The sequence below is a fragment of the Pseudomonas sp. PS01298 genome, assembly GCF_029959745.1.
Taxonomy (GTDB): domain Bacteria; phylum Pseudomonadota; class Gammaproteobacteria; order Pseudomonadales; family Pseudomonadaceae; genus Aquipseudomonas; species Aquipseudomonas aylmerensis.
Map to the genome: position 1 here is coordinate 65,372 of NZ_JASCPP010000014.1, position 20,043 is coordinate 85,414.

The 20,043-nt window shown below is 62.7% G+C and carries 22 protein-coding genes; 18 read left to right on the forward strand and 4 right to left on the reverse strand.

The annotated features are described in order from the left end of the window. The 13 genes from mltG to QMX97_RS08460 all read left to right on the forward strand — a co-directional run bounded on the left by mltG (window position 1) and on the right by QMX97_RS08460 (window position 12,210). Window positions 1-1,134 carry an endolytic transglycosylase MltG gene (gene mltG, locus QMX97_RS08400; RefSeq protein WP_106802863.1) on the forward strand — a complete coding sequence of 378 codons (1,134 nt, stop codon included), beginning with the start codon at window positions 1-3 and terminating at the stop codon, window positions 1,132-1,134. 19 nt (window positions 1,135-1,153) lie between these two features. Next, window positions 1,154-1,786 (forward strand): dTMP kinase, encoded by a 633-nt coding sequence (gene tmk, locus QMX97_RS08405; RefSeq protein WP_065909293.1) that lies wholly within the window; start codon window positions 1,154-1,156, stop codon window positions 1,784-1,786. Then, window positions 1,779-2,768, forward strand: coding sequence for a DNA polymerase III subunit delta' (locus QMX97_RS08410; RefSeq protein ID WP_282396696.1), 990 nt, complete (start codon window positions 1,779-1,781; stop codon window positions 2,766-2,768). The genes tmk and QMX97_RS08410 overlap by 8 nt, the downstream gene beginning before the upstream one ends. Before the next feature lie 63 nt (window positions 2,769-2,831). Then, window positions 2,832-3,617: a TatD family hydrolase gene (locus QMX97_RS08415; protein WP_065909298.1), complete on the forward strand. Its 786-nt coding sequence runs from the start codon at window positions 2,832-2,834 to the stop codon at window positions 3,615-3,617. A 446-nt stretch (window positions 3,618-4,063) separates the two neighbouring features. After that, complete coding sequence (locus QMX97_RS08420; RefSeq protein ID WP_065909300.1) at window positions 4,064-4,723, forward strand: TetR/AcrR family transcriptional regulator; 660 nt, start codon at window positions 4,064-4,066, stop codon at window positions 4,721-4,723. A 113-nt stretch (window positions 4,724-4,836) separates the two neighbouring features. Beyond that, a complete protein-coding gene (locus QMX97_RS08425; RefSeq protein WP_065909301.1) occupies window positions 4,837-5,805 on the forward strand; it encodes a radical SAM protein in 969 nt (322 codons plus the stop codon). Window positions 5,806-6,001: 196 nt separating this feature from the next. Continuing rightward, the gene (locus tag QMX97_RS08430; protein ID WP_065909302.1) at window positions 6,002-6,607 is read left to right on the forward strand and encodes a DUF4823 domain-containing protein; all 606 of its coding nucleotides are present in this window, start codon (window positions 6,002-6,004) and stop codon (window positions 6,605-6,607) included. 16 nt (window positions 6,608-6,623) lie between these two features. Beyond that, a complete protein-coding gene (locus QMX97_RS08435; RefSeq protein WP_065909304.1) occupies window positions 6,624-7,184 on the forward strand; it encodes a DUF1285 domain-containing protein in 561 nt (186 codons plus the stop codon). A 70-nt stretch (window positions 7,185-7,254) separates the two neighbouring features. Next, window positions 7,255-7,968, forward strand: a complete 714-nt coding sequence (locus tag QMX97_RS08440) for a GntR family transcriptional regulator (protein ID WP_106802865.1) — start codon at window positions 7,255-7,257, stop codon at window positions 7,966-7,968. Beyond that, window positions 7,965-8,966 (forward strand): ADP-ribosylglycohydrolase family protein, encoded by a 1,002-nt coding sequence (locus QMX97_RS08445; protein WP_282396697.1) that lies wholly within the window; start codon window positions 7,965-7,967, stop codon window positions 8,964-8,966. Before QMX97_RS08440 ends, QMX97_RS08445 begins: the two co-directional genes overlap by 4 nt. A 114-nt stretch (window positions 8,967-9,080) precedes the next feature. Next, on the forward strand, window positions 9,081-10,547 hold the full coding sequence (locus QMX97_RS08450) for a cytosine permease (protein WP_065909313.1): 1,467 nt from the start codon (window positions 9,081-9,083) through the stop codon (window positions 10,545-10,547). Then, window positions 10,540-11,457, forward strand: coding sequence for a PfkB family carbohydrate kinase (locus tag QMX97_RS08455; protein WP_065909315.1), 918 nt, complete (start codon window positions 10,540-10,542; stop codon window positions 11,455-11,457). Before QMX97_RS08450 ends, QMX97_RS08455 begins: the two co-directional genes overlap by 8 nt. Before the next feature lie 24 nt (window positions 11,458-11,481). Continuing rightward, window positions 11,482-12,210 carry a class I SAM-dependent methyltransferase gene (locus tag QMX97_RS08460; protein ID WP_282396698.1) on the forward strand — a complete coding sequence of 243 codons (729 nt, stop codon included), beginning with the start codon at window positions 11,482-11,484 and terminating at the stop codon, window positions 12,208-12,210. 130 nt (window positions 12,211-12,340) lie between these two features. On the opposite strand, the gene QMX97_RS08465 is transcribed toward QMX97_RS08460, so the two are convergent. From QMX97_RS08465 to QMX97_RS08480, 4 genes are all read right to left on the reverse strand, one after another. Continuing rightward, a complete protein-coding gene (locus QMX97_RS08465; RefSeq protein ID WP_282396699.1) occupies window positions 12,341-12,721 on the reverse strand; it encodes a termination factor Rho in 381 nt (126 codons plus the stop codon). Window positions 12,722-12,771: 50 nt separating this feature from the next. Then, entirely contained in the window at window positions 12,772-13,038 is a 267-nt protein-coding gene (locus QMX97_RS08470; RefSeq protein ID WP_065909322.1) for a hypothetical protein, read from the reverse strand. 51 nt (window positions 13,039-13,089) lie between these two features. Then, on the reverse strand, window positions 13,090-13,434 hold the full coding sequence (locus QMX97_RS08475; protein WP_065909324.1) for a hypothetical protein: 345 nt from the start codon (window positions 13,432-13,434) through the stop codon (window positions 13,090-13,092). A gap of 85 nt (window positions 13,435-13,519) precedes the next feature. Beyond that, complete coding sequence (locus QMX97_RS08480) at window positions 13,520-14,716, reverse strand: MFS transporter (RefSeq protein WP_282396700.1); 1,197 nt, start codon at window positions 14,714-14,716, stop codon at window positions 13,520-13,522. A 189-nt stretch (window positions 14,717-14,905) separates the two neighbouring features. On the opposite strand from QMX97_RS08480, the gene QMX97_RS08485 reads away from it, so the two are divergent. The 5 genes from QMX97_RS08485 (at window position 14,906) to araH (ending at window position 19,939) form a co-directional block, all read left to right on the forward strand. Beyond that, window positions 14,906-15,385, forward strand: coding sequence for a GNAT family N-acetyltransferase (locus QMX97_RS08485; protein ID WP_106802872.1), 480 nt, complete (start codon window positions 14,906-14,908; stop codon window positions 15,383-15,385). A 235-nt stretch (window positions 15,386-15,620) separates the two neighbouring features. Continuing rightward, complete coding sequence (locus QMX97_RS08490) at window positions 15,621-16,442, forward strand: SDR family oxidoreductase (protein WP_065909332.1); 822 nt, start codon at window positions 15,621-15,623, stop codon at window positions 16,440-16,442. 35 nt (window positions 16,443-16,477) lie between these two features. After that, entirely contained in the window at window positions 16,478-17,458 is a 981-nt protein-coding gene (locus QMX97_RS08495; RefSeq protein WP_065909335.1) for a substrate-binding domain-containing protein, read from the forward strand. After that, window positions 17,455-18,954, forward strand: coding sequence for an L-arabinose ABC transporter ATP-binding protein AraG (gene araG / locus QMX97_RS08500; protein ID WP_106802875.1), 1,500 nt, complete (start codon window positions 17,455-17,457; stop codon window positions 18,952-18,954). The genes QMX97_RS08495 and araG overlap by 4 nt, the downstream gene beginning before the upstream one ends. A gap of 19 nt (window positions 18,955-18,973) precedes the next feature. Next, the gene (gene araH / locus QMX97_RS08505; RefSeq protein ID WP_025854166.1) at window positions 18,974-19,939 is read left to right on the forward strand and encodes an L-arabinose ABC transporter permease AraH; all 966 of its coding nucleotides are present in this window, start codon (window positions 18,974-18,976) and stop codon (window positions 19,937-19,939) included. Window positions 19,940-20,043: the final 104 nt, after the last annotated feature.

Here is a 20,043-nt window from a genome sequence, read left to right on the forward strand (position 1 = left end):
TTGATACGAAAACTGGTTGTACTGCTGCTGATCGGTCTGTTCTCGGCGGCTTTGCTGTTGGGGTTTTCCGCCTGGAAACTCGATTCCACCCTGAAGCAGCCCTTGAACCTGACCCAGGAGCAATTGCTTGATGTGCCGGCCGGGGCGACGCCCACCGGTACGTTCAATCGCCTGGAAGCCGACGGCGTGCTCGACGGCGCCTTCTGGTTGCGCCTGTACTGGCGCTTTAACCTTGATGGTCAGCCCTTGCACAGTGGCGAATACCGCATGACCCCGGGCATGACCGCACAGGGCCTGATCGGCCTGTGGCAGCGTGGCGAAGTCGTGCAGTACAGCCTGACGCTGGTGGAAGGTTGGAATTTCCGTCAGGTACGCCTCGCTCTGGCCAAGCATGAAAAGATCGTACAGACCCTCGCGGGCCTGACTGACAGTGAAGTGATGGAGAAGCTCGGTCACCCTGGCGTGTTCCCTGAGGGGCGGTTCTTCCCGGACACCTACCGCTTCGTGCGCGGCATGACCGATGTCGAATTCCTGAAAAAAGCCTACAACCGCCTCGACGACGTACTCGCCCAGGAGTGGAGCAAACGCGCCGCCGATGCGCCGTACACTGACCCTTATCAAGCGCTGATCATGGCCTCCCTGGTGGAGAAAGAGACCGGCGTGCCCGAGGAGCGCGGCCAGATTGCCGGCGTGTTCGTGCGGCGCATGAAGATCGGCATGCTGCTGCAGACCGACCCCACCGTGATCTACGGCCTGGGCGAGCGCTACAACGGCAAGTTGACCCGTGCACACCTCAAGGAAGCCAACCCCTACAACACCTACATGGTGGCTGGCCTGCCGCCGACACCGATCGCCATGGTCGGCCGCGAAGCGATCCATGCGGCGCTGAACCCGGTGCCGGGCAGCAGCCTGTATTTCGTCGCCCGGGGTGATGGCAGTCATATTTTCTCCGACAACCTGGATGCGCATAATGCCGCCGTGCGCGAGTTCCAGCTCAAGCGCCGGGCCGATTACCGCTCCAGCCCGGCACCGGTCGTGAACCCTGCGCAAGACGCAGCACCATCGGCCGAAGCCCCGGCTGAAAAGCCAGCTGAGCCTGCGCCGGACACCGCCGCACCGCAAAGCCCGCAATGACTCTGACTAAGGACTGCCCGTGACTGGCTTGTTTATTACCCTGGAAGGCCCCGAAGGCGCCGGCAAAAGCACCAACCGCGATTACCTGGCCGAGCGTTTGCGCGCTGAGGGCATCGAGGTGGTGTTGACCCGCGAGCCCGGTGGCACGCCGCTGGCAGAGCGCATCCGTGAAGTGTTGCTGGCCCCGGGCGAGGAACAGATGAATGCGGATACCGAGTTGCTGTTGGTGTTTGCTGCGCGCGCGCAGCACCTGTCTGAAGTGATCCGCCCCGCCCTGGCGCGCGGTGCCGTGGTGATTTGCGACCGCTTCACCGACTCCACTTATGCCTACCAGGGCGGTGGTCGCGGCTTGTCCCTGGAGCGCATCGCCACCCTGGAAACCTTCGTTCAAGGCGACTTGCGCCCTGACCTGACGCTGGTCTTCGACCTGCCGGTGGAAGTCGGCCTGGCCCGCGCCAGTGCGCGCGGTCGCCTGGACCGCTTTGAGCTCGAAGGGCAGGCCTTCTTCGACGCCGTGCGCACGGCGTTCCTCAAGCGCGCCAAGGCTGAGCCTGCGCGTTACTACCTGCTGGATGCTGCGCAGCCGCTGGCCCAGGTGCAGCAAGCCATCGATGCCCTGTTGCCGAACCTGCTGGAGCGCGCCCGTGGCTGAAGCCTATCCGTGGCAGGACAGCCTCTGGCAACAACTGGCCGGGCGTGCCCAGCACGCCCACGCCTACCTGCTGCACGGGCCGGCGGGGATCGGTAAGCGTGATTTGGCCGAGCGACTCATGGCCAGCCTGCTGTGCCAGCGTCCGGTCAACCTGCAGGCTTGCGGTGAGTGCAAGTCCTGCCTGTTGCTCAAGGCCGGCAGCCACCCGGATAACTACCTGCTCGAACCCGAGGAAGCCGACAAGGCGATCAAGGTCGACCAGGTGCGTGACCTCGTCAGCTTCGTGGTGCAAACCGCGCAGATGGGCGGGCGCAAGGTGGTGCTGATCGAGCCGGTGGAGGCGATGAACATTAACGCCGCCAACGCCTTGCTCAAGAGCCTCGAAGAACCGTCCGGCGACACTGTGTTGCTGCTGGTCAGTCACCAGTCCAGCCGCTTGTTGCCGACTATCCGCAGCCGTTGCGTGCAGCAGGCATGCCCGTTGCCGAGCGAAGCCATGAGCCTGCAGTGGCTGGCCAAGGCGCTGCCGGAGTGCTCCGAGGAGGAGCGGGTCGAATTGCTCACCCTGGCGGCGGGCTCACCGCTGGCGGCTGTGAAGCTGCAGGCCCAGGGCGTGCGTGAGCAACGCGCGCTGGTGGTCGACGGCGTGAAGAAGCTGCTCAAGCAAGAGCTGTCTGCCACGCAGTTGGCCGAAAGCGCCTGGAAGGACATCCCCCTGCTTTTGCTGTTCGACTGGTTCTGCGATTGGTCGAGCCTGATCCTGCGCTACCAGCTGACCCAGGATGAAAGCGGCCTGGGCCTGCCGGACATGCGCAAGGTGGTGCAGTACCTCGCGCAGAAAAGTGCGCAAGACAAGGTGCTGAACGTCCAGGATTGGATCCTCGCCCAGCGCCAGAAAGTGCTCGGCAAGGCCAACCTCAACCGTGTCCTGCTGCTCGAAGCGCTGCTGGTGCAGTGGGTCGGCTTGCTCGGCCGGCGTTAATTTTGGTGGCCGACGGGTGTATCGTTGGCCAGACACTTTCCGCGACTCAAGTTGTAGATTCCTATGCTCGTAGACTCCCATTGCCACCTCGATCGCCTCGACCTTGCCCAGCACGGTGGCTCCCTTGATGCTGCCCTTGAAGCGGCTCGCCAGCGTGGGGTAGGGCACTTCCTGTGCATCGGCGTCAGCGCCGAGAACGCCGCCGACGTCAAAGCCCTGGCCGAGCGCTACGCCGATGTGGACTGCTCGGTGGGTATCCACCCGCTGGACCTCAAGCCCGGTGAAGCCCCGGCCCTCGACTGGCTGCTGGGCGAACTCAACCACCCGCGTGTGGTAGCGATTGGCGAAACCGGCCTGGACTACCACTACGAGCCCGAAGCCGCCGACCTGCAGCAGGCCTCCTTTCGCCTGCACCTGCAAGCGGCCCAGCAGACCGGCAAACCGGTAATCGTCCACACGCGTGGCGCGCGTGCCGACACCCTGGCGTTGCTGCGCGAGGCCGCGTTGCCCCAGGCCGGCGTGCTGCATTGCTTTACCGAAGATTGGGACATGGCCAAGGCGGCCCTGGACCTGGGCTTCTACATTTCCCTGTCGGGCATCGTCACCTTCCGCAATGCCGATGCCCTGCGCGACGTGGCACGCCAGGTGCCGGCCGACCGCCTGCTGGTGGAAACCGATTCGCCGTACCTGGCGCCCATTCCTCATCGCGGCAAACCGAACCTGCCGGAATACGTACGGGATGTGGCGGATTACCTGGCCATGCTGCGGGGTGAGTCTTACGAGCGCTTTGCACAGCAGACCACCGACAACTTCAAGCGCCTGTTCCCGTTGGCCCACGTCGCCGGCTGACAGGCTCAAATCGCAGGCAAAAAAAACCCGGGTTCTGGGGGGGTGAATCCGGGTTAAGACCATTAGGAGTAAAACAAGGGCACACAGTCCGTCGGTACCCAGGTCGGCGCGTCACTTGGGGGAGATGTCACGCCGACAGTTCAAGTATTGATCAGTATCCCATTCAGTCCAGTCGCATCTGATCGTTTTTTAAACAGATTTGGAATACGCGCGCTTCGCTTGAGTTCTCATTGGCTGGGTGCACGTGGATAGTTGTTGCGTATTATTTCTGACTGAAATCAAAGGAAACGTTGGCGCGCCGAAACTAAAGTGTGCGGCGGGTTCACATAGACGTTGCCCAACGACCGTTCAGTCGGGATAATCCCTCGCACTGGGTAAATCGTATCGCCGCGTATCCGTGGCCCTGCGCAACCCTCCCTATTCCGACCTCTGCAGACCTCTTCCTCATGCACAAAGAACCCCGTAAGGTCCGAGAGTTTCGCCGCCGTGAGCAGGAAATTCTCGACACCGCACTCAAGTTGTTCCTCGAACAGGGTGAAGACAGCGTCACCGTCGAGATGATCGCGGATGCCGTCGGTATCGGCAAAGGCACGATCTACAAGCACTTCAAGTCCAAGGCCGAGATCTACCTGCGCCTGATGCTCGACTACGAGCGTGATTTGAACGAGTTGCTGCATTCGGCCGATGTCGACAAGGACAAGGAGGCGCTGTCCCGCGCCTACTTCGAGTTCCGCATGCGTGACCCGCAGCGCTACCGCCTGTTTGATCGCCTGGAAGAGAAAGTGGTCAAGGGCCATCAGGTGCCGGAGATGGTCGAGGAACTGCACAAGATCCGCGCCTCGAACTTCGAACGCCTGACCCTGCTGATCAAGGGCCGCATCAGCGAAGGCAAGCTGGAAGACGTACCGCCGTATTTCCACTACTGCGCGGCCTGGGCCCTGGTGCACGGCGCCGTGGCGCTGTATCACTCGCCGTTCTGGAGTAATGTGCTGGAAGATCAGGAAGGCTTCTTCCAGTTCCTGATGGACATTGGCGTGCGCATGGGCAACAAACGCAAGCACAGCGCCGAGCTGCCACAGGCGCCTGCCGAAACGCCTGCCACCTGATAGTTGCTGTCGGGCGCAGTACCCCAGGAATATACTCAGGCAAGGACCTTGCTAAAAGCTGATTTATAGGTCAGCTTTTAGCGCGCCCGATTCATCCTCTGCCGGAGTGATCCATGATCGTTGATCGTCAAGGCAGGCGTTTTCGCAATTTGCGGATCAGCCTGACCTCAGCCTGCAATTACGCGTGTACTTACTGCGTGCCAAACGGCAAGCGGCTGGTGGCTGCCCAGGACGAACTCTCGGCCGAGGCCATGGCTCGTGGCGTGGCCTATCTGATCGAGGCGGCGGGGATCGAACGCCTTCGCATCACCGGCGGCGAGCCGTTGGTCAGCCCCAAGCTGGAAGCCTTCATGGGCGCTGTCGGCGGGATGGGGCTCAGTGATATCAGCCTGACCACCAATGGCCAGTTGCTCGCGCGCAAACTGCCGCTGCTGGTGGACGCCGGTATTCGGCGCATCAACGTCTCCCTCGATACCCTGGATGCCGACGCTTTTCGCAGCATCGCGCGTGGCGGTGACCTGGCCACTGTGCTTGATGGCATGGACCAGGCCCGCGCCGCCGGGATCAAGATCAAGGTCAATATGGTGCCCCTGCGCGGCCAGAACCTCGATCAGGTGATGCCGTTGCTCGACTACTGCCTGGAGCGAGGCTACGAGTTGCGCTTTATCGAGTTGATGCGCATGGGCCACCTGGCCAAGGACTCGAATGCATTCCTGCAGCAATTCGTCAGCCTTCAGCAATTGCTCAGCCTGATCGGCGAGCAGTATGAATACCTGCAGGCCAACGCGCCGGTCGATGCCACGGCAGTGCGCTACGAAGTGCCGGGCAAAGGCTTCTTTGGCGTCATCGCGAATGAAAGCGTGCCGTTCTGCCGTACGTGTTCGCGGCTGCGGCTGTCGTCCACCGGCTGGTTGCACGGTTGCCTGTCGTCGAGCAACCGTCACTACGTCGGCGACCTGTTGGATCAACCCCGCCATCAGGCACTGCCGGCCTTGCAGGGCCTGTTGATGAAGGCGTTGGGTGACAAGCAGGAAGTCGCGTTCTCGGGCGGCGCCACCATCATGAAGATCATCGGCGGCTAGCCCAGGCTGGCGCAGAACCCTGTGGGCGCGGGCTTGCTCGCGCATTCGGTGGGCCGGTCCAAGGAAATATCGACTGATCCGCCGCATTTGCGAGCAAGCCGCTCCCCCATTTGCTTTGCGCTGCTTGCGAGTGGCCTGGATTCTGCATCTCGTGCCCATTCGCCGGTTTTCCGTCACCGGCTTCTGGAGGATTAGGATGCGTAACCTGGTTTTGTTGCTGGCGTCGTTGACGCTGAGTGGTTGCATGACCGTCAGCGATATGGCCGAAGGCACCCGCTATCAGATGAGCGACGCCGGGTTGCTCGACCACAGCGATACCCGCCGGACCGCCTCGGTTCGCATACAGCCGGATTCCTTTGTGTTTATCGCCCAGGGTGCGTTCGTGCCACCGGGCAGCGCGTACCCGCGACCTAACGTGGTCGCCGAGGAAGCCTTCAACGGCTTTGTCGAATACTTCCCCATGGTGCGTCGTGCACGTCAGCCCGAAGGCCTCGAACAAGCCATGGCCGAAGCCCGTGCGGCCGGCGCGCACTACCTGTTGTACTGCCGGTTTGCCGCGGCGGATGACCGTATCGGCAATGCCGATGAATGGACCGACCAGCAGGCCCTCGACCGCGTAGGCTTGGACAGCGGCGTAATCCAGATCATGTTGATCGAGACCAGCACCCAGTATTTGATTGATACTGCACGCATTCGCAGTCGTGGCGGTTTACTGACGTTCCACGACAACAAGCCAGAAGATCTGATTGCCCGCCCCCTGGCGCAGTACGCCCGCGGCCTGCTGGGAATGAGCGATCAGTAAGACACAGGAGATCCCCATGACCGATTCCGCCAAGGCCAATGATCTGTTGGCCCAACTGCCCAAGGGCAAGGGACCGGCGCCGGTGCATCTGTGGAACCCGGATTTCTGCGGCGACATCGATATGCGCATCGCCCGCGATGGCACCTGGTTCTACCAGGGCACGCCCATCGGGCGTAAGCCGATGGTCAAGTTGTTCTCCAACATCATCCGCCGCGATGGCGATGATTATTTCCTGGTCACGCCGGTGGAAAAGGTCGGCATCCGTGTCGATGACGCGCCGTTTGTGGCCGTGACCCTGGACGTGCAGGGGCAGGGCGACAGCCAGGTGCTGCGCTTTACTACCAACGTCGATGAACTGATCGACGCCGGGCTTGAGCACCCTCTGCGGGTGGTCATCGACCCCGTCACCCAGGAACCTGCGCCGTATGTGCGGGTGCGCACCAACCTCGAAGCCCTGGTGCATCGCAACGTGTTCTACCAACTGGTGGAGCTGGCGGTGAGCCGTCCGATCAACGGTCAGAACTGGCTGGGCGTGTGGAGCGACGGGGTCTTTTTCCCGATTGGCCTGGAGCCCTGAGGGCGTTTTTCCCTTCCCCCTGAAATAATTCGCTTGCTGTGATCGGGCGGTTTCGGTTATCAATTTGTACATGATTAGACATGTTCGATTTGATAAGAAAAAACGCGTCGTCGACGAGCTCATCCGCCGTATCGAGGGTGGGGTGATGGCCGACGGTTTCCTGCTGCCGGGCGAGCATCAATTGGCCGAGGAGTTTGCGGTCAGCCGAGGCACCCTGCGCGAAGCCCTGGCCGAACTCAAGCGGCGCAATTACATCGCCACCCAGAGCGGCGTCGGCTCCATCGTCACCTTTGACGGCATGGTGCTCGACCAGCGCAGCGGTTGGGCCCAGGCGTTGGCTGACACCGGCGCGCTGGTGACCACCGACATCCTGCGCCTGGAAGCGGTCACCCGCCCGGACCTGCTCAGCCGTTTCGGCACTGACCAATTCATCGCCCTCGACCGCCGCCGGCGTACCACCGATGGCACAGCCGTGTCGCTGGAGCGCTCGCTGATGCCTGCTGCCGGTGGCCTCGACAGCCTGCCGCGTGTGGGGCTGATCGACAACTCCCTGACCATCACCCTGGCCGCCTACGGCTATGTGGGCGCCGAAGGTGACCAGTGGATCGGCGCCGAGCCCTTGAGCGATGAAGACGCCGAGTTGCTCGGCCGTCCAGCCGGCAGCGTGTTTCTCAAGGCCTCGCGTACCACTTATGACCGTCGCGAACGCTTCATGGAGTACGTCGAAAGTTTGCTCGACCCTCTGCACTTTCGCCTGCACCTGCAGTTCGGAGCGTCGAAATGACCCGGCAAAATCGCGCCCTCGGCGCTTTCTACGGCCTGGCGTTGGGTGATGCCCTGGGCATGCCCACCCAATCCTTGAGCCGCGAGCAGGTCCGCGCGCGTTTCGGTGCCATTACCGGCCTGGAAGACGCCGACGCCGATCAGCCCATCGCCCCCAACATGCCGGCCGGCTCCATCACCGATGACACCGAGCAGGCGATCCTGGTCGGCGAGTTGCTGGTCGAAGGGCAGGGCAGCATCGAGCCGACCGTGCTCGCCCAACGCCTGATCGACTGGGAAGCGGTGATGCGTGCCAAGGGTTCGCAGGATCTGCTCGGGCCGTCCACCAAGCGCGCCATCGACATGATCCTCGCCGGCCACACCCCGGAAGAATCCGGGCGCTATGGCACCACCAACGGCGCAGCGATGCGCATCACGCCGGTGGGGATTGCCGCCGACGTCAGTGACCCGCTGCAGTTCATCCAGGCGGTGATCCAGGCGTGCCAGGTGACCCATAACACCACGCTGGGCATCTCCAGCGCGGCGGCAGTCGCGGCGGTAGTCTCGGCTGGCATCAATGGCGTGGACCTCGGTGAAGCGCTGAACATCGGCACGCAGATCGCCCAGCAGGCAGAAAGCCATGGCCACTGGGTGGCTGGCGGACGGATGTCCACGCGCATCAGTTGGGCGCGAACCCTGAGCGTCGGCAGCGGCGACAAGGCCCTGTTTGCCGAGCTGCTGTATGAATTGATCGGCACCTCCGTCGCTTCCCAGGAGTCCGTGGTGGTGTCGTTTGCCCTCGCCCAGCAAGTGGCGGTGGGTGAGTTGGACGCTTTCGAGGCGCTCTGCCTGGCCGCCAGCCTTGGCGGAGACACCGACACCATCGCCGCGATCCTCGGCGCCATGCTCGGCGCCTGTCTGGGCCTGCAGTGCTGGCCTGAAGCGATGATCGAACAGGTCAAGCAGGTCAATGGCCTGGATTTTCAGCCGTTGGTCGCGGGGCTGCTTACATTGCGCTGAACCTTGTAGGCGTGCCCCCCGGCTCCTACACAGGTCGCGTCGAGTCAGGATGACCGGTTAACGCTTTGATTCTCTGCCACAACCACAACAATACAGGCACCAGGAGCACCCCTCATGAGCAGCACTTCTTCCGGCCAAAGTGCCGGGCAATTGGAAACACGTGGTATCGAACCGGTCCCTGAAGGCGAGTGCAACGGCCATCCGCTGCAACTGTTCTGGGTGTGGTTTGCGGCCAATATCAGCATCCTCGGCTTGCCGCTGGGCGCGACCCTGGTAGCGTTTCGCGGCCTGGCGATCTGGCAGGCGATCATCGTCGCGATCCTCGGCGCCGCCGGCTCTTTCGCGGTGGTGGGCATCATCTCGATTGCCGGCCGACGTGGCCGTGCGCCGAGCCTGACGCTGTCCCGCGCGATCTTCGGGGTACGCGGCAACATCGGACCGACGCTGGTCTCGCTGATGTCGCGCCTGGGCTGGGAAACCGTCAACACCACCACCGCCGCCTTCGTGTTGCTGTCGTTGTGTTCGATCCTGTTCGGCTCGCCGGTCGAGGCCAAGAGCGCGCCGCTGCTGACGCTGATCTTCATCGCCATTTTCGTGCTGCTGACCCTGTCCGTTTCCGGCCTCGGCCACGCGACCTTGCTGGTGATCCAGAAATGGTCGACCTACGTGTTCGGCGCATTGAACATCCTGGTCGGCGGTTTCCTCTGCGCCACCATCGACTGGAGCGCGGTGTTCAACGCCACCCCGGCGCCGTTGAGCGCGATGATCATCGGTATCGGCACCATGGCGGCGGGTACCGGGATCGGTTGGGCCAACGCCGGTGCGGACATGTCGCGCTACCAGCACCGCAGCGTCAAGGCCGTGCGCCTGGTGGCGTCCGCCGCGTTCGGTGCGGGCATTCCGCTGGTGCTGCTGATCACCCTCGGCGGCCTGCTGTCGGTGGGCAACAACGACCTGGCGTCGGCGACTGACCCGATCATCGCGATCCGCGACATGCTGCCGACCTGGATGGCTGTGCCGTACCTGATCACCGCCTTCGGTGGGCTGCTGCTGTCGAACAACTTGTCGGTGTACTCGGCCGGCCTCACCACCTTGACCCTCGGCTTGAAGGTCAAACGTGTGCACGCGGTGATCGTCGATATCGTGGCGATCTTCGCCGGCTCCATCTACTTCATGCTGATCGCCGACAGTTTCTACGGCCCGTTCATCACTTTCATCTCGTTGCTCGCGGTACCGATCACCGCGTGGGTCGGGATCTTCGTGGTCGACCTGATCCACCGTCACTACTACAGCCCCAAGGACCTGCTCGACGTCAGCCCCAGCAGCGCCTATTGGTACCGTGGCGGGGTTGAGTGGCGCGCGTTCGGCGCCTGGGCCGTGGCGATCGTGCTCGGCTTCAGCTTCACCACCATCGGCACCACTGCCGAAAACATCTGGTTCGCCGGGCCGTTGTCCGACTCCTGGCTGGGCCATAACGGCCTGGGTTGGATTGTCACCTTCCTGGTGGCCGGCGGGATTTATGCGCTGCTGGGCGGCGCGGCTGACCGTCGTCCGGCTTTAGTCGAGAGTCACAATGTCTAGATTGCTGCACACCGGCCAGGTCATCGTTGACCTGGTCATGGCCCTCGACACCCTGCCCGCGACCGGCGGCGACGTGCTGGCGCAGTCGGCCAGCTTCGAAGCCGGCGGCGGTTTCAACGTGATGGCCGCCGCGCGCCGCAATGGGTTGCCGGTGGTGTACCTCGGGCGCCATGGCCGCGGGCGCTTCGGTGACCTGGCCCGTGCGGCCATGCAGGCCGAAGGCGTGGAAATCGCCCAGGCGGCCAGTGACGACAAGGACACCGGCCTGTGTGTGTCGCTGACCGAAGCCACCACCGAGCGCACCTTCATTTCCCATATCGGCGCTGAAGGCGATTTGACGGCCGAGGACTTGGCGGGCGTCGTGCCACGGGCAGACGACTATGTGTACGTCAGCGGCTACAGCCTGTTGCTCGAGGGCAAGGCGCAGGCGTTGCTCGATTGGCTGCTGGCCCTGCCGCGCGCTATACCCGTGGTGTTCGACCCGGGCCCCTTGGTCAAGGCGCCGGACTCGGCGTTGATGGTTGCCTTGCTGCCGCGTATCGATATCTGGACCAGCAACGGCCCGGAGGCGCTCGCGTTTACCGGGGCCACGACGCTCGCCGATGCGCTGCTCGCACTCACTCGACATTTGCCTGCCGAGGCCTTGTTGGTGGTGCGCGACGGTCCGCAGGGTTGCTGGGTCAGTCGTCGGGGCAAGGCTGAGCATGTGCCGGGTTTCAAGGTCCAGGCGGTCGACAGTAACGGTGCGGGCGATGCCCATGCCGGAGTGTTTCTGGCCGGTTTGGCCAGCGGCCTGCAACCGGCCCAGGCAGCCCGTCGCGCCAACGCCGCCGCTGCCCTGGCGGTCACGCGCTGGGGCCCGGCGACTTCGCCAGGGGCTGCCGAAGTGGACGCGTTGTTGGCAGAATAGGGGCACTCATTACGGAGCCGTCCCATGACCCAGAACATCTACGACACGCCGGCCTTCTTCGAGGGCTACAGCAAAATGAGCCGCTCGGTGGAGGGCCTCGCCGGCGCGCCCGAGTGGCCCGCCTTGCAGGCCTTGCTGCCGCCGATGTCCGGTTTGAACGTGGTTGACCTGGGCTGCGGTTATGGCTGGTTCAGTCGCTGGGCCCAGGAGCAGGGCGCCGCACAGGTGCTCGGCCTGGATGTGTCGCACAAGATGCTGGCGCGGGCCCGGGCGATGACCTTGGCGCCGACCGTCACCTACGCCATCGCCGACCTGGAACAACTCGACCTGCCGGCGGGCACATTCGAGTTGGCCTACAGCTCCTTGGCGTTCCATTACATCGTCGACCTTAAGCGGTTGTTCCAGAACCTCCATCAAGCGCTGGTGCCGGGTGGGCGGCTGGTGTTTTCCATCGAGCACCCGATCTTCATGGCGCCGCGCAACCCAGGCTGGCAGGTCGATGCTCAGGGTCGCAGAAGCTGGCCGGTGGACAGTTACCAATTAGAGGGGCCACGGGTGACGAATTGGTTGGCCGAGGGCGTGATCAAGCAGCACCGTACCCTGGGCACGTTGCTCAATATGCTGATCCAGACGGGGTTCACGCTGAGCCATGTGCAGGAGTGGGGGCCGAGCGAAGCCGACCTCAAGGCCCTGCCAGCGTTGGCAGAAGAGCAAGAGCGTCCGATGATGCTGCTGGTCTCGGCGCATCGCTGATTGGCGACATCGCGAAAAAAAATATGTGGGCGAGTGGTGGCGAGGGAGCTTACTACGGTTCGACAGCGCAGCCGGAGCAAGCTCCTCACCACAGCCCGGAATGGGTGTTGAAATGTTCGGAAGACTGGCGTCAGCCAGCCTTTCGCAGCGCTTCAATCAGTTGATCCTTGCGCATGCTTGAGCGGCCCGGAATGGCCCTGGCCCGCGCTTCCTGCAGCAAGCTCTGCTTGGTTTGCGCCGCCAATGAGGCCCGGCTGTTGCGCGCATGGCCGTCACGGCTGGCCACGGCGCGCTTGGCCGAGTCGCTGCGGGCCTGGGACTTTTCCTGCGGGGCTTTACGCTGACCCGAGCCACCGGCCTTTTCGCCACCGCCAGACTGCTTGTTGACGGTAGCCCAGGCGCGGGCCTCAGCTTCATCCTTGGGTACGCCCTGGTGCTCGTAACTCTGTTCGATACGGGCAGCCTTGCGCTTCTGTGCGGCGGTGTATTTGGCTTTGCTTCCTAGAGGCATTGCGATACTCCCACTGGCCCTGTCGCCAGGGCCAGACCAGACAAAATGGATTACTGAGGGCTTTCACTTTCAAGCTTGCGCGCCTCGTCGACACCGGAGGCAGTCAGCTTGATCGGCAGGTTCAACGAGTATTCACCGGCGTCGTCGGTGGTCACATGCCCATCCTTGATCAGCCCGCGGTCCTGGAGGAACGCCAAGACACTGGCCACCACCTTTTCGCCGCGGTAGTTATCCAGCACCTCCTTGCCCAGGCCGTTCGGGTGGGCGTGCAACAGGCGGGTGAGGACTTCTTTTTCAAGGTTTCTATCGACGTTCATGCGTACCTCTTCACTGGGAAATGATCGGGTGTTGGTGTTGCTATCGATCCATCAAGGCGCAGGCTGTTTCGGCGCGCCAGGCACGTTCGAGTCGTCGCCTTTGTTGATGTTGGGTTGATTGATCGCGGGGCCCATCTTGCCATTGCCGACGGCGGCCGGAGCTTGGCGTTGGGTGTCGTTGCCCTGGGTGCGCGGGTCTGCGCCTGGCTGGATGATCGCGCCGCCGTTGGTGTCCATGCCGGTGCCCATCGAGTCCTGGGATTCCTGGGTGGCAGGGTTTGGCGAGCTGCCGGCCGGGTCAGTCTTGCCGGTGGACGAGGTGGCAGCGAAGGCGCCCAGCGATGTGGCAGACAAAAGGCCAGTGAGGGCGAGGGCGGCAAACTTGGAATTCTTCATGAGGGTGTCTCCATATGATTAATGTCCTTACCCTCTATTGGTCCGCCCGGCTTCGGCGTTCGTGCCTTGATGGCGACGAACGGTATTAGCCCACCTGTAAGATTTTGTGTGCCGAAAGCCTGCGCGCGATCAGGCGGGCCACGGTGATCATCCAGTTCAGTGCGGCGATGGCCAGCACGCAGAGCATCAGGGTCGACAGGCCGTACTCGACGATGATCTTGCCCGCCAGCAGCGGAAAGCCAAACACGCCGACAAAGTACCCGAGGCTGAACAAAAGCAGGGCCTGGGACGTGGTGCCGGGCGGTGCTTCATTGGCCACCAGCCCGTTGATCACCGAGTACGTCAGGCCGTAACCCACGCCCAACGTGGCAGCCGCGAGCAGGTAGCTGAGGTTGCCGCTCACCCCAAAAGCAAACAGGGCGATCGACCCGAGCATCAACCCGGACAACACGCAGGCGGCGCGGTAGGCGTCGCGCTTGACCAAGAAGCCGGCGATCAACAGGCGGCTGGTAATGGCGGCACTCAGGAACCCGCCGAAGAACAGCGAATAGTCCAGGCCATGCGCGGCTGCGTAGCTGGTCTGGAACGATGAAAGCCCACCAAATACGCACCCTCCCAAGCCGACCATCAGGATGGCGAACGCCGCCCTGGAAGACAGCACTCTGCGGCTGGCAGCCCAGGAAATACGTGCGGCTGGCACGTTCGCGTGATGCTTGAGCCGAGCGCCCATACGCCAGAACATCACCACACCGGCGAGGCTGGCCAGCCCGGCAATATAGAACGCGCTGGTCAGGGGCAGGTCCAGCGCGCTGGCGGCCCGCCCGAGCAGGGGGCCGGAGCCGATCCCACTCAGCATGCTGCCCGACAGCAGCGCAAAGTACTTGGCTCGCTGCCGTGGTTCTACCAGCAAGGTCACGATGATCGGCCCCAGTGTGTAGAACACGCCCCAACCCAACCCCAGGGCCAGCCCGCACACCATCAAGCCTTGGCCAAACCCGGGCACTAGGGCAAAACCCAGGCACGCTACCACCAGCAACACGCCCATCCCGGCAATTGCCCGGGCAGCGCCCAGTGCATCGGCCAAATGCCCGGAGAGCACCACGGCCACGAAGGTGCTGAGCATCGCCATGGAAATCACGCTGCCGGCATCATGGTCGTTGCCGCCGCGCGCGTGAATCAGCAGCGACAGCAAAAACGTCGAACCGTAGGACAGGGACAGCAGAAAGCTGGCAAGGCAGAACAGCGCGAAAGTCTTCGCGCCCACCGGCGGAGTGGCGTGCATGGGCAAGTCTCGAATCGTTGGCGTTATGCCGACTGTTTACCATGGGCGGCCACGGCGATTGTTCTGTGGTTGGTGGTGCTCGGATCACTGCGCGACGGAGTAAAGCACCCGCACCCTCTCGAAATTGCACTGCAACTCGTCATGAAAGCGTCTTAGTATGTGTGCTTTGAAATTGCCCAAGGCTCGCCCATGACCATCGAGATTCGCCCCGCCGTGCCCAGCGATGCTGCGCAGATCCTGGCTTTCATCACCGAGCTTGCCGAGTATGAGAAAGCCCGGCATGAAGTGATCGCCAGTGTCGCGGACATCGAGCGCAGCCTGTTCAGCGAGGGCGCGACCGCCCATGGCCTGATCTGCTTGCGGGACGGCTTGCCGATCGGTTTTGCCGTGTTCTTTTTCAGTTACTCCACGTGGCTGGGCAGCAACTGCCTGTACCTCGAAGACCTGTACATCAACCCCGAGCAACGCGGCGGTGGCGCCGGCAAGAAGCTCTTGCGGCATTTGGCCAAGATCGCTTGCGACAACGGCTGCGGCCGTTTCGAGTGGAGCGTGCTGGACTGGAACGAGCCGGCGATTGCCTTCTACAAATCTATCGGCGCCCAGCCGCAGGAAGAGTGGGTTCGCTACCGCATGGAAGGCGATGCGCTGCGCGACTTTGCCCTCGGCTAGTCCCCCAGCCTGTAGACACTGAAGATCAACAGGTGGGAGCGGGCTTGCTCGCGAATGCGCTGGATCAGTCAACTCATGTGTGACTGGCCACGGCATTCGCAAGCAAGCCTGCTCCCACTTTTTTTGATTTTTGCTCACTATATGGGATGCAAATTTATATATTGAGATATTTCAAAAGATGGGTTTATAGTCGCCTGCATCAGCACTCACTACCAAAAATAAAACAGGTGAAGCGATGCAGCCCCAACCGTTGTCGTTACCCGCTGTGCCCGAGCCCACCTATGGTGAACGGCTGAAGAACAAAGTGGTGATCATCACGGGCGCCGCCCAGGGCATTGGCGAGGCGATCGTCGCCTGTTTCCAGGCCCAGCAGGCACGCCTGGTGATTGCCGATATCCAGGGCGACAAGGTCGAGAAAGTCGCCGCCCATTGGCGCGAACGTGGCGCCGAGATCGTCGCGCAACCCGTCGATATCACCTCCAAGACGCAGTGGCAGGCGTTGGTCAATGTCGCCATCGAACGCTTCGGTCGCGTCGATGTGCTGGTCAACTGCGCCGGGGTCAACGTGTTCCGCGACCCGCTGGAGATGACCGACGAGGACTGGCGCCGCTGCTTCGCCATCGACCTCGACGGCGCCTGGTACGGTTGCCGTACGGTGCTGCCGCACATGATCGAGCAGGGCATCGGCAACATCATCAACATCGCCTCCACCCATTCCAGCCACATCATTCCCGGTTGCTTCCCATACCCGGTGGCCAAGCATGGCCTGCTCGGCCTCACCCGCGCGCTCGGCATCGAATACGCGCCCAAGGGCATCCGCGTGAATGCCATCGCGCCGGGCTACATCGAAACCCAGCTCAACGTCGACTACTGGAACGGTTTCCCCGACCCCCACGCCGAACGCCAGCGTGCGTTCGACCTGCACCCGCCCAAGCGCATCGGCCAGCCGATCGAAGTGGCGATGACCGCATTGTTCCTGGCGACTGACGAGGCGCCTTTCATCAATGCGACCTGCCTGATGATCGATGGCGGGCGGTCCGTGATGTACCACGACTAGAACTTGTAACGCTCAATAACAACAAGAGGTGGCTCATGTTCAAGAAGACACTAGGCACTCTGGCGCTCGCGATGGCGTTCAGCAGCGTGGCACTCGCCGAAGAAGTGAAGATCGGCTTCCTGGTCAAGCAGGCCGAAGAACCCTGGTTCCAGACCGAATGGGCCTTCGCCGAAAAGGCCGGCAAGGACCAGGGTTTCACCGTGATCAAGATCGCGGTGCCCGACGGTGAGAAGACCCTGTCGGCCATCGACACCCTCGCGGCCAACGGCGCCAAGGGCTTTGTGATCTGCCCGCCGGACGTGTCCCTTGGCCCGGCGATCATGGCCAAGGCCAAGCTCAATAACCTCAAGGTGCTGGCGGTCGACGACCGTTTCGTCGACGCCAAGGGCAAGCCTATGGAAGACGTGCCCTACGTCGGCCTGGACGCTTACAAGATCGGCCAGAAGCAAGGCGAAGCCATGGCCACCGAAGCGAAAAAACGCGGCTGGGACTGGAAAGAAACCTACGCCGTGATCAACACCTTCGACGAACTGGAAACCGGCAAGAAACGCACCGACGGCTCGGTGGAAGGCCTCAAGGCGGCGGGCCTGCCGGCTGACCATATCCTCTTCAGCGCGCAGAAAACCCTCGACGTCCCCGGCAGCATGGACGCCACCAACTCGGCGCTGGTGAAGCTGCCCAGTGGTGCGAAAAACCTGCTGATCGGCGGCATGAACGACAGCACCGTGCTGGGCGGCGTACGCGCCACGGAAAGCGCCGGCTTCAAGGCGGCCAACGTGATCGGTGTCGGCATCAACGGTACCGATGCAATCGAGGAATTGAAGAAATCCAATACCGGTTTCTACGGCTCGATGCTGCTGAGCCCGGATGCCTCGGGCTACAAAACCGCCAGCGCGATGTTCGAGTGGGTCACCAAAGGCACCGAGCCTGCCAAGTTCACCGCCCTGGACAATGTCACCCTGATCACCCGCGACAATTTCAAGCAAGAGTTGAGCAAAATCGGGCTGTGGAAATGAGCGGCGCGGCCCTGCGTTTCAATGGCATCGGCAAGGAGTTTCCCGGTGTGAAAGCCCTGGCGCAGATCAGCTTTGAAGCGCGGCCGCATTCGGTACATGCGCTGATGGGCGAGAACGGCGCCGGCAAGTCGACCCTGCTGAAGATTCTCGGCGGCGCCTACCTGCCGAGCAGCGGCACGCTGCAGATCGGCGAGCAGACCATGGACTTCAAATCCGCCGCCGACAGCATCGCCAACGGCGTCGCGGTGATCCACCAGGAACTGCACCTGGTGCCGGAAATGACGGTGGCAGAGAACCTGTTCCTCGGGCATTTGCCGACGCGTTTTGGCGTGGTCAATCGCGGGCTGTTGCGCCAGCAGGCGCTGGCTTGCCTCAAAGGCCTGGCCGATGAGATCGACCCCGACGAAAAGCTCGGGCGGCTGTCCCTCGGGCAGCGCCAACTGGTGGAAATCGCCAAGGCGCTGTCGCGGGGTGCGCATGTGATTGCTTTCGACGAGCCGACCAGCAGCCTGTCCGCCCGCGAGATCGACCGCTTGATGGCGATCATCACGCGGCTGCGCGACGAGGGCAAAGTGGTGCTCTACGTGTCCCATCGCATGGAAGAAGTGTTCCGCATCTGCAACGCCGTCACGGTGTTCAAGGATGGTCGCTACGTGCGCACCTTCGAGGACATGAGCACGCTGACCCACGATCAGCTGGTGACCTGCATGGTCGGCCGCGACATCCAGGACATTTATGACTATCGCCCGCGCGAGCAGGGCGAGGTGGCGCTGAAGGTCGAGGGGCTGCTTGGCCCGGGCCTGCGTGAGGCGGTCAGCCTGCAAGTGCACAAGGGCGAGATCCTCGGGCTGTTTGGCCTGGTCGGTGCCGGGCGGACCGAGCTGTTCCGGTTGCTCAGCGGGTTGGAGCGCGCGACCGCCGGCCACCTGGAATTGAACGGGCAGGCGCTGCCCTTGCGCTCGCCCCGCGATGCCATCGCCGCTGGCGTGTTGCTGTGCCCGGAGGACCGCAAGAAGGAGGGCATCATTCCGCTGTCCAGCGTCGCCGAGAACATCAACATCAGCGCGCGTGGTGCGCATGCCACGTTTGGCTGGCTGCTGCGCGACGGCTGGGAGAAGGGCAACGCCGACAAGCAGATCAAGGCGATGAAGGTCAAGACGCCGAACGCCGAGCAGAAAATCATGTACCTGTCGGGGGGCAACCAGCAGAAGGCCATTCTCGGCCGCTGGCTGTCGATGCCGATGAAAGTACTGCTGCTGGACGAGCCGACGCGTGGCATCGATATCGGCGCCAAGTCGGAGATCTACCAGATCATCCACAACCTCGCCGCCAGCGGCATCGCGGTGATCGTGGTGTCCAGCGACCTGATGGAAGTGATGGGCATCTCCGACCGCATCCTGGTGATGAGCGAAGGCGCCCTGACCGGCGAACTGACCCGCGATCAAGCGGATGAAGCACGGCTGCTGCAACTGGCGCTCCCGCGTTCGCGGGCTTGAAGAATAAGAGGGTTTGGCTATGTCTCAGGTAAAAACTGCAAAGGGCTTCTGGCCGGGTTTCAACCAGCGCAAGTTTCTCGATGACTGGGTGATGCTGCTGGCGGCACTCAGCATCTTTGTGCTCAGCGCGTTGTTTATCGACAACTTCCTCTCGCCGCTGAACATGCGCGGCCTGGGCCTGGCGATTTCCACCGTGGGCATCGCGGCGTGCACCATGTTGTTCTGCCTGGCGTCGGGGCACTTCGACTTGTCGGTGGGCTCGGTGATCGCCTGCGCCGGCGTGGTGGCGGGGATCGTGATCCGCGACACCGACAGCGTGGTGCTCGGTGTGTCCGCCGCCCTGGCCATGGGCCTGGTGGTGGGGCTGATCAACGGTATCGTCATCGCCAAGCTGCGCATCAACGCGTTGATCGCGACCCTGGCGACCATGCAGATTGTGCGCGGCCTGGCCTACATCTTCTCCAACGGCAAGGCCGTCGGGGTGATGGACGAAGGCTTCTTCGTGTTCGGCAACGGCCAACTGATGGGCGTGCCGGTGCCGATCATCATCACCGTGCTGTGCTTTGTGTTCTTCGGCTGGTTGCTCAACTACACCACCTACGGGCGCAACACCATGGCGATTGGTGGCAACCAGGAAGCGGCGCTGCTGGCCGGGGTGAACGTCGACCGCACCAAGATCATCATCTTTGCAGTGCACGGTTTGATCGGCGCGCTGGCCGGGGTGATCCTGGCCTCGCGCATGACCTCGGGCCAACCGATGATCGGCCAGGGTTTCGAGCTGACGGTGATCTCGGCCTGCGTCCTGGGCGGGGTCTCGTTGAGCGGTGGTATCGGCATGATCCGTCATGTGATTGCCGGGGTGCTTATCCTGGCGATCATCGAGAACGCGATGAACCTGAAGAACATCGACACCTTCTACCAGTATGTGATCCGTGGTTCGATCCTGTTGCTGGCGGTGATTATCGACCGCATGAAGCAACGCTAAAGTCGTGCCCTGTGAAGATCAAAATGTGGGAGCTGGCTTGCCTGCGATAGCGGTGTGTCGGCCTGCACATTTACTGGCTGACACGCCCTCATCGCAGGCAAGCC

Coding starts and splice junctions, on each gene's coding strand:
- araH (WP_025854166.1), top strand. CDS start 18,974: ATGTCTCAGGTAAAAACTGCAAAGGGCTTCTGGCCGGGTTTCAACCAG.
- QMX97_RS08475 (WP_065909324.1), bottom strand. CDS start 13,434: ATGAAGAATTCCAAGTTTGCCGCCCTCGCCCTCACTGGCCTTTTGTCT.
- QMX97_RS08470 (WP_065909322.1), bottom strand. CDS start 13,038: ATGAACGTCGATAGAAACCTTGAAAAAGAAGTCCTCACCCGCCTGTTG.
- QMX97_RS08435 (WP_065909304.1), top strand. CDS start 6,624: ATGACCGATTCCGCCAAGGCCAATGATCTGTTGGCCCAACTGCCCAAG.
- QMX97_RS08490 (WP_065909332.1), top strand. CDS start 15,621: ATGCAGCCCCAACCGTTGTCGTTACCCGCTGTGCCCGAGCCCACCTAT.
- QMX97_RS08495 (WP_065909335.1), top strand. CDS start 16,478: ATGTTCAAGAAGACACTAGGCACTCTGGCGCTCGCGATGGCGTTCAGC.
- QMX97_RS08450 (WP_065909313.1), top strand. CDS start 9,081: ATGAGCAGCACTTCTTCCGGCCAAAGTGCCGGGCAATTGGAAACACGT.
- QMX97_RS08445 (WP_282396697.1), top strand. CDS start 7,965: ATGACCCGGCAAAATCGCGCCCTCGGCGCTTTCTACGGCCTGGCGTTG.
- araG (WP_106802875.1), top strand. CDS start 17,455: ATGAGCGGCGCGGCCCTGCGTTTCAATGGCATCGGCAAGGAGTTTCCC.
- QMX97_RS08430 (WP_065909302.1), top strand. CDS start 6,002: ATGCGTAACCTGGTTTTGTTGCTGGCGTCGTTGACGCTGAGTGGTTGC.
- QMX97_RS08420 (WP_065909300.1), top strand. CDS start 4,064: ATGCACAAAGAACCCCGTAAGGTCCGAGAGTTTCGCCGCCGTGAGCAG.
- QMX97_RS08460 (WP_282396698.1), top strand. CDS start 11,482: ATGACCCAGAACATCTACGACACGCCGGCCTTCTTCGAGGGCTACAGC.
- QMX97_RS08465 (WP_282396699.1), bottom strand. CDS start 12,721: ATGCCTCTAGGAAGCAAAGCCAAATACACCGCCGCACAGAAGCGCAAG.
- QMX97_RS08415 (WP_065909298.1), top strand. CDS start 2,832: ATGCTCGTAGACTCCCATTGCCACCTCGATCGCCTCGACCTTGCCCAG.
- QMX97_RS08480 (WP_282396700.1), bottom strand. CDS start 14,716: ATGCACGCCACTCCGCCGGTGGGCGCGAAGACTTTCGCGCTGTTCTGC.
- QMX97_RS08425 (WP_065909301.1), top strand. CDS start 4,837: ATGATCGTTGATCGTCAAGGCAGGCGTTTTCGCAATTTGCGGATCAGC.
- QMX97_RS08440 (WP_106802865.1), top strand. CDS start 7,255: ATGATTAGACATGTTCGATTTGATAAGAAAAAACGCGTCGTCGACGAG.
- QMX97_RS08455 (WP_065909315.1), top strand. CDS start 10,540: ATGTCTAGATTGCTGCACACCGGCCAGGTCATCGTTGACCTGGTCATG.
- QMX97_RS08485 (WP_106802872.1), top strand. CDS start 14,906: ATGACCATCGAGATTCGCCCCGCCGTGCCCAGCGATGCTGCGCAGATC.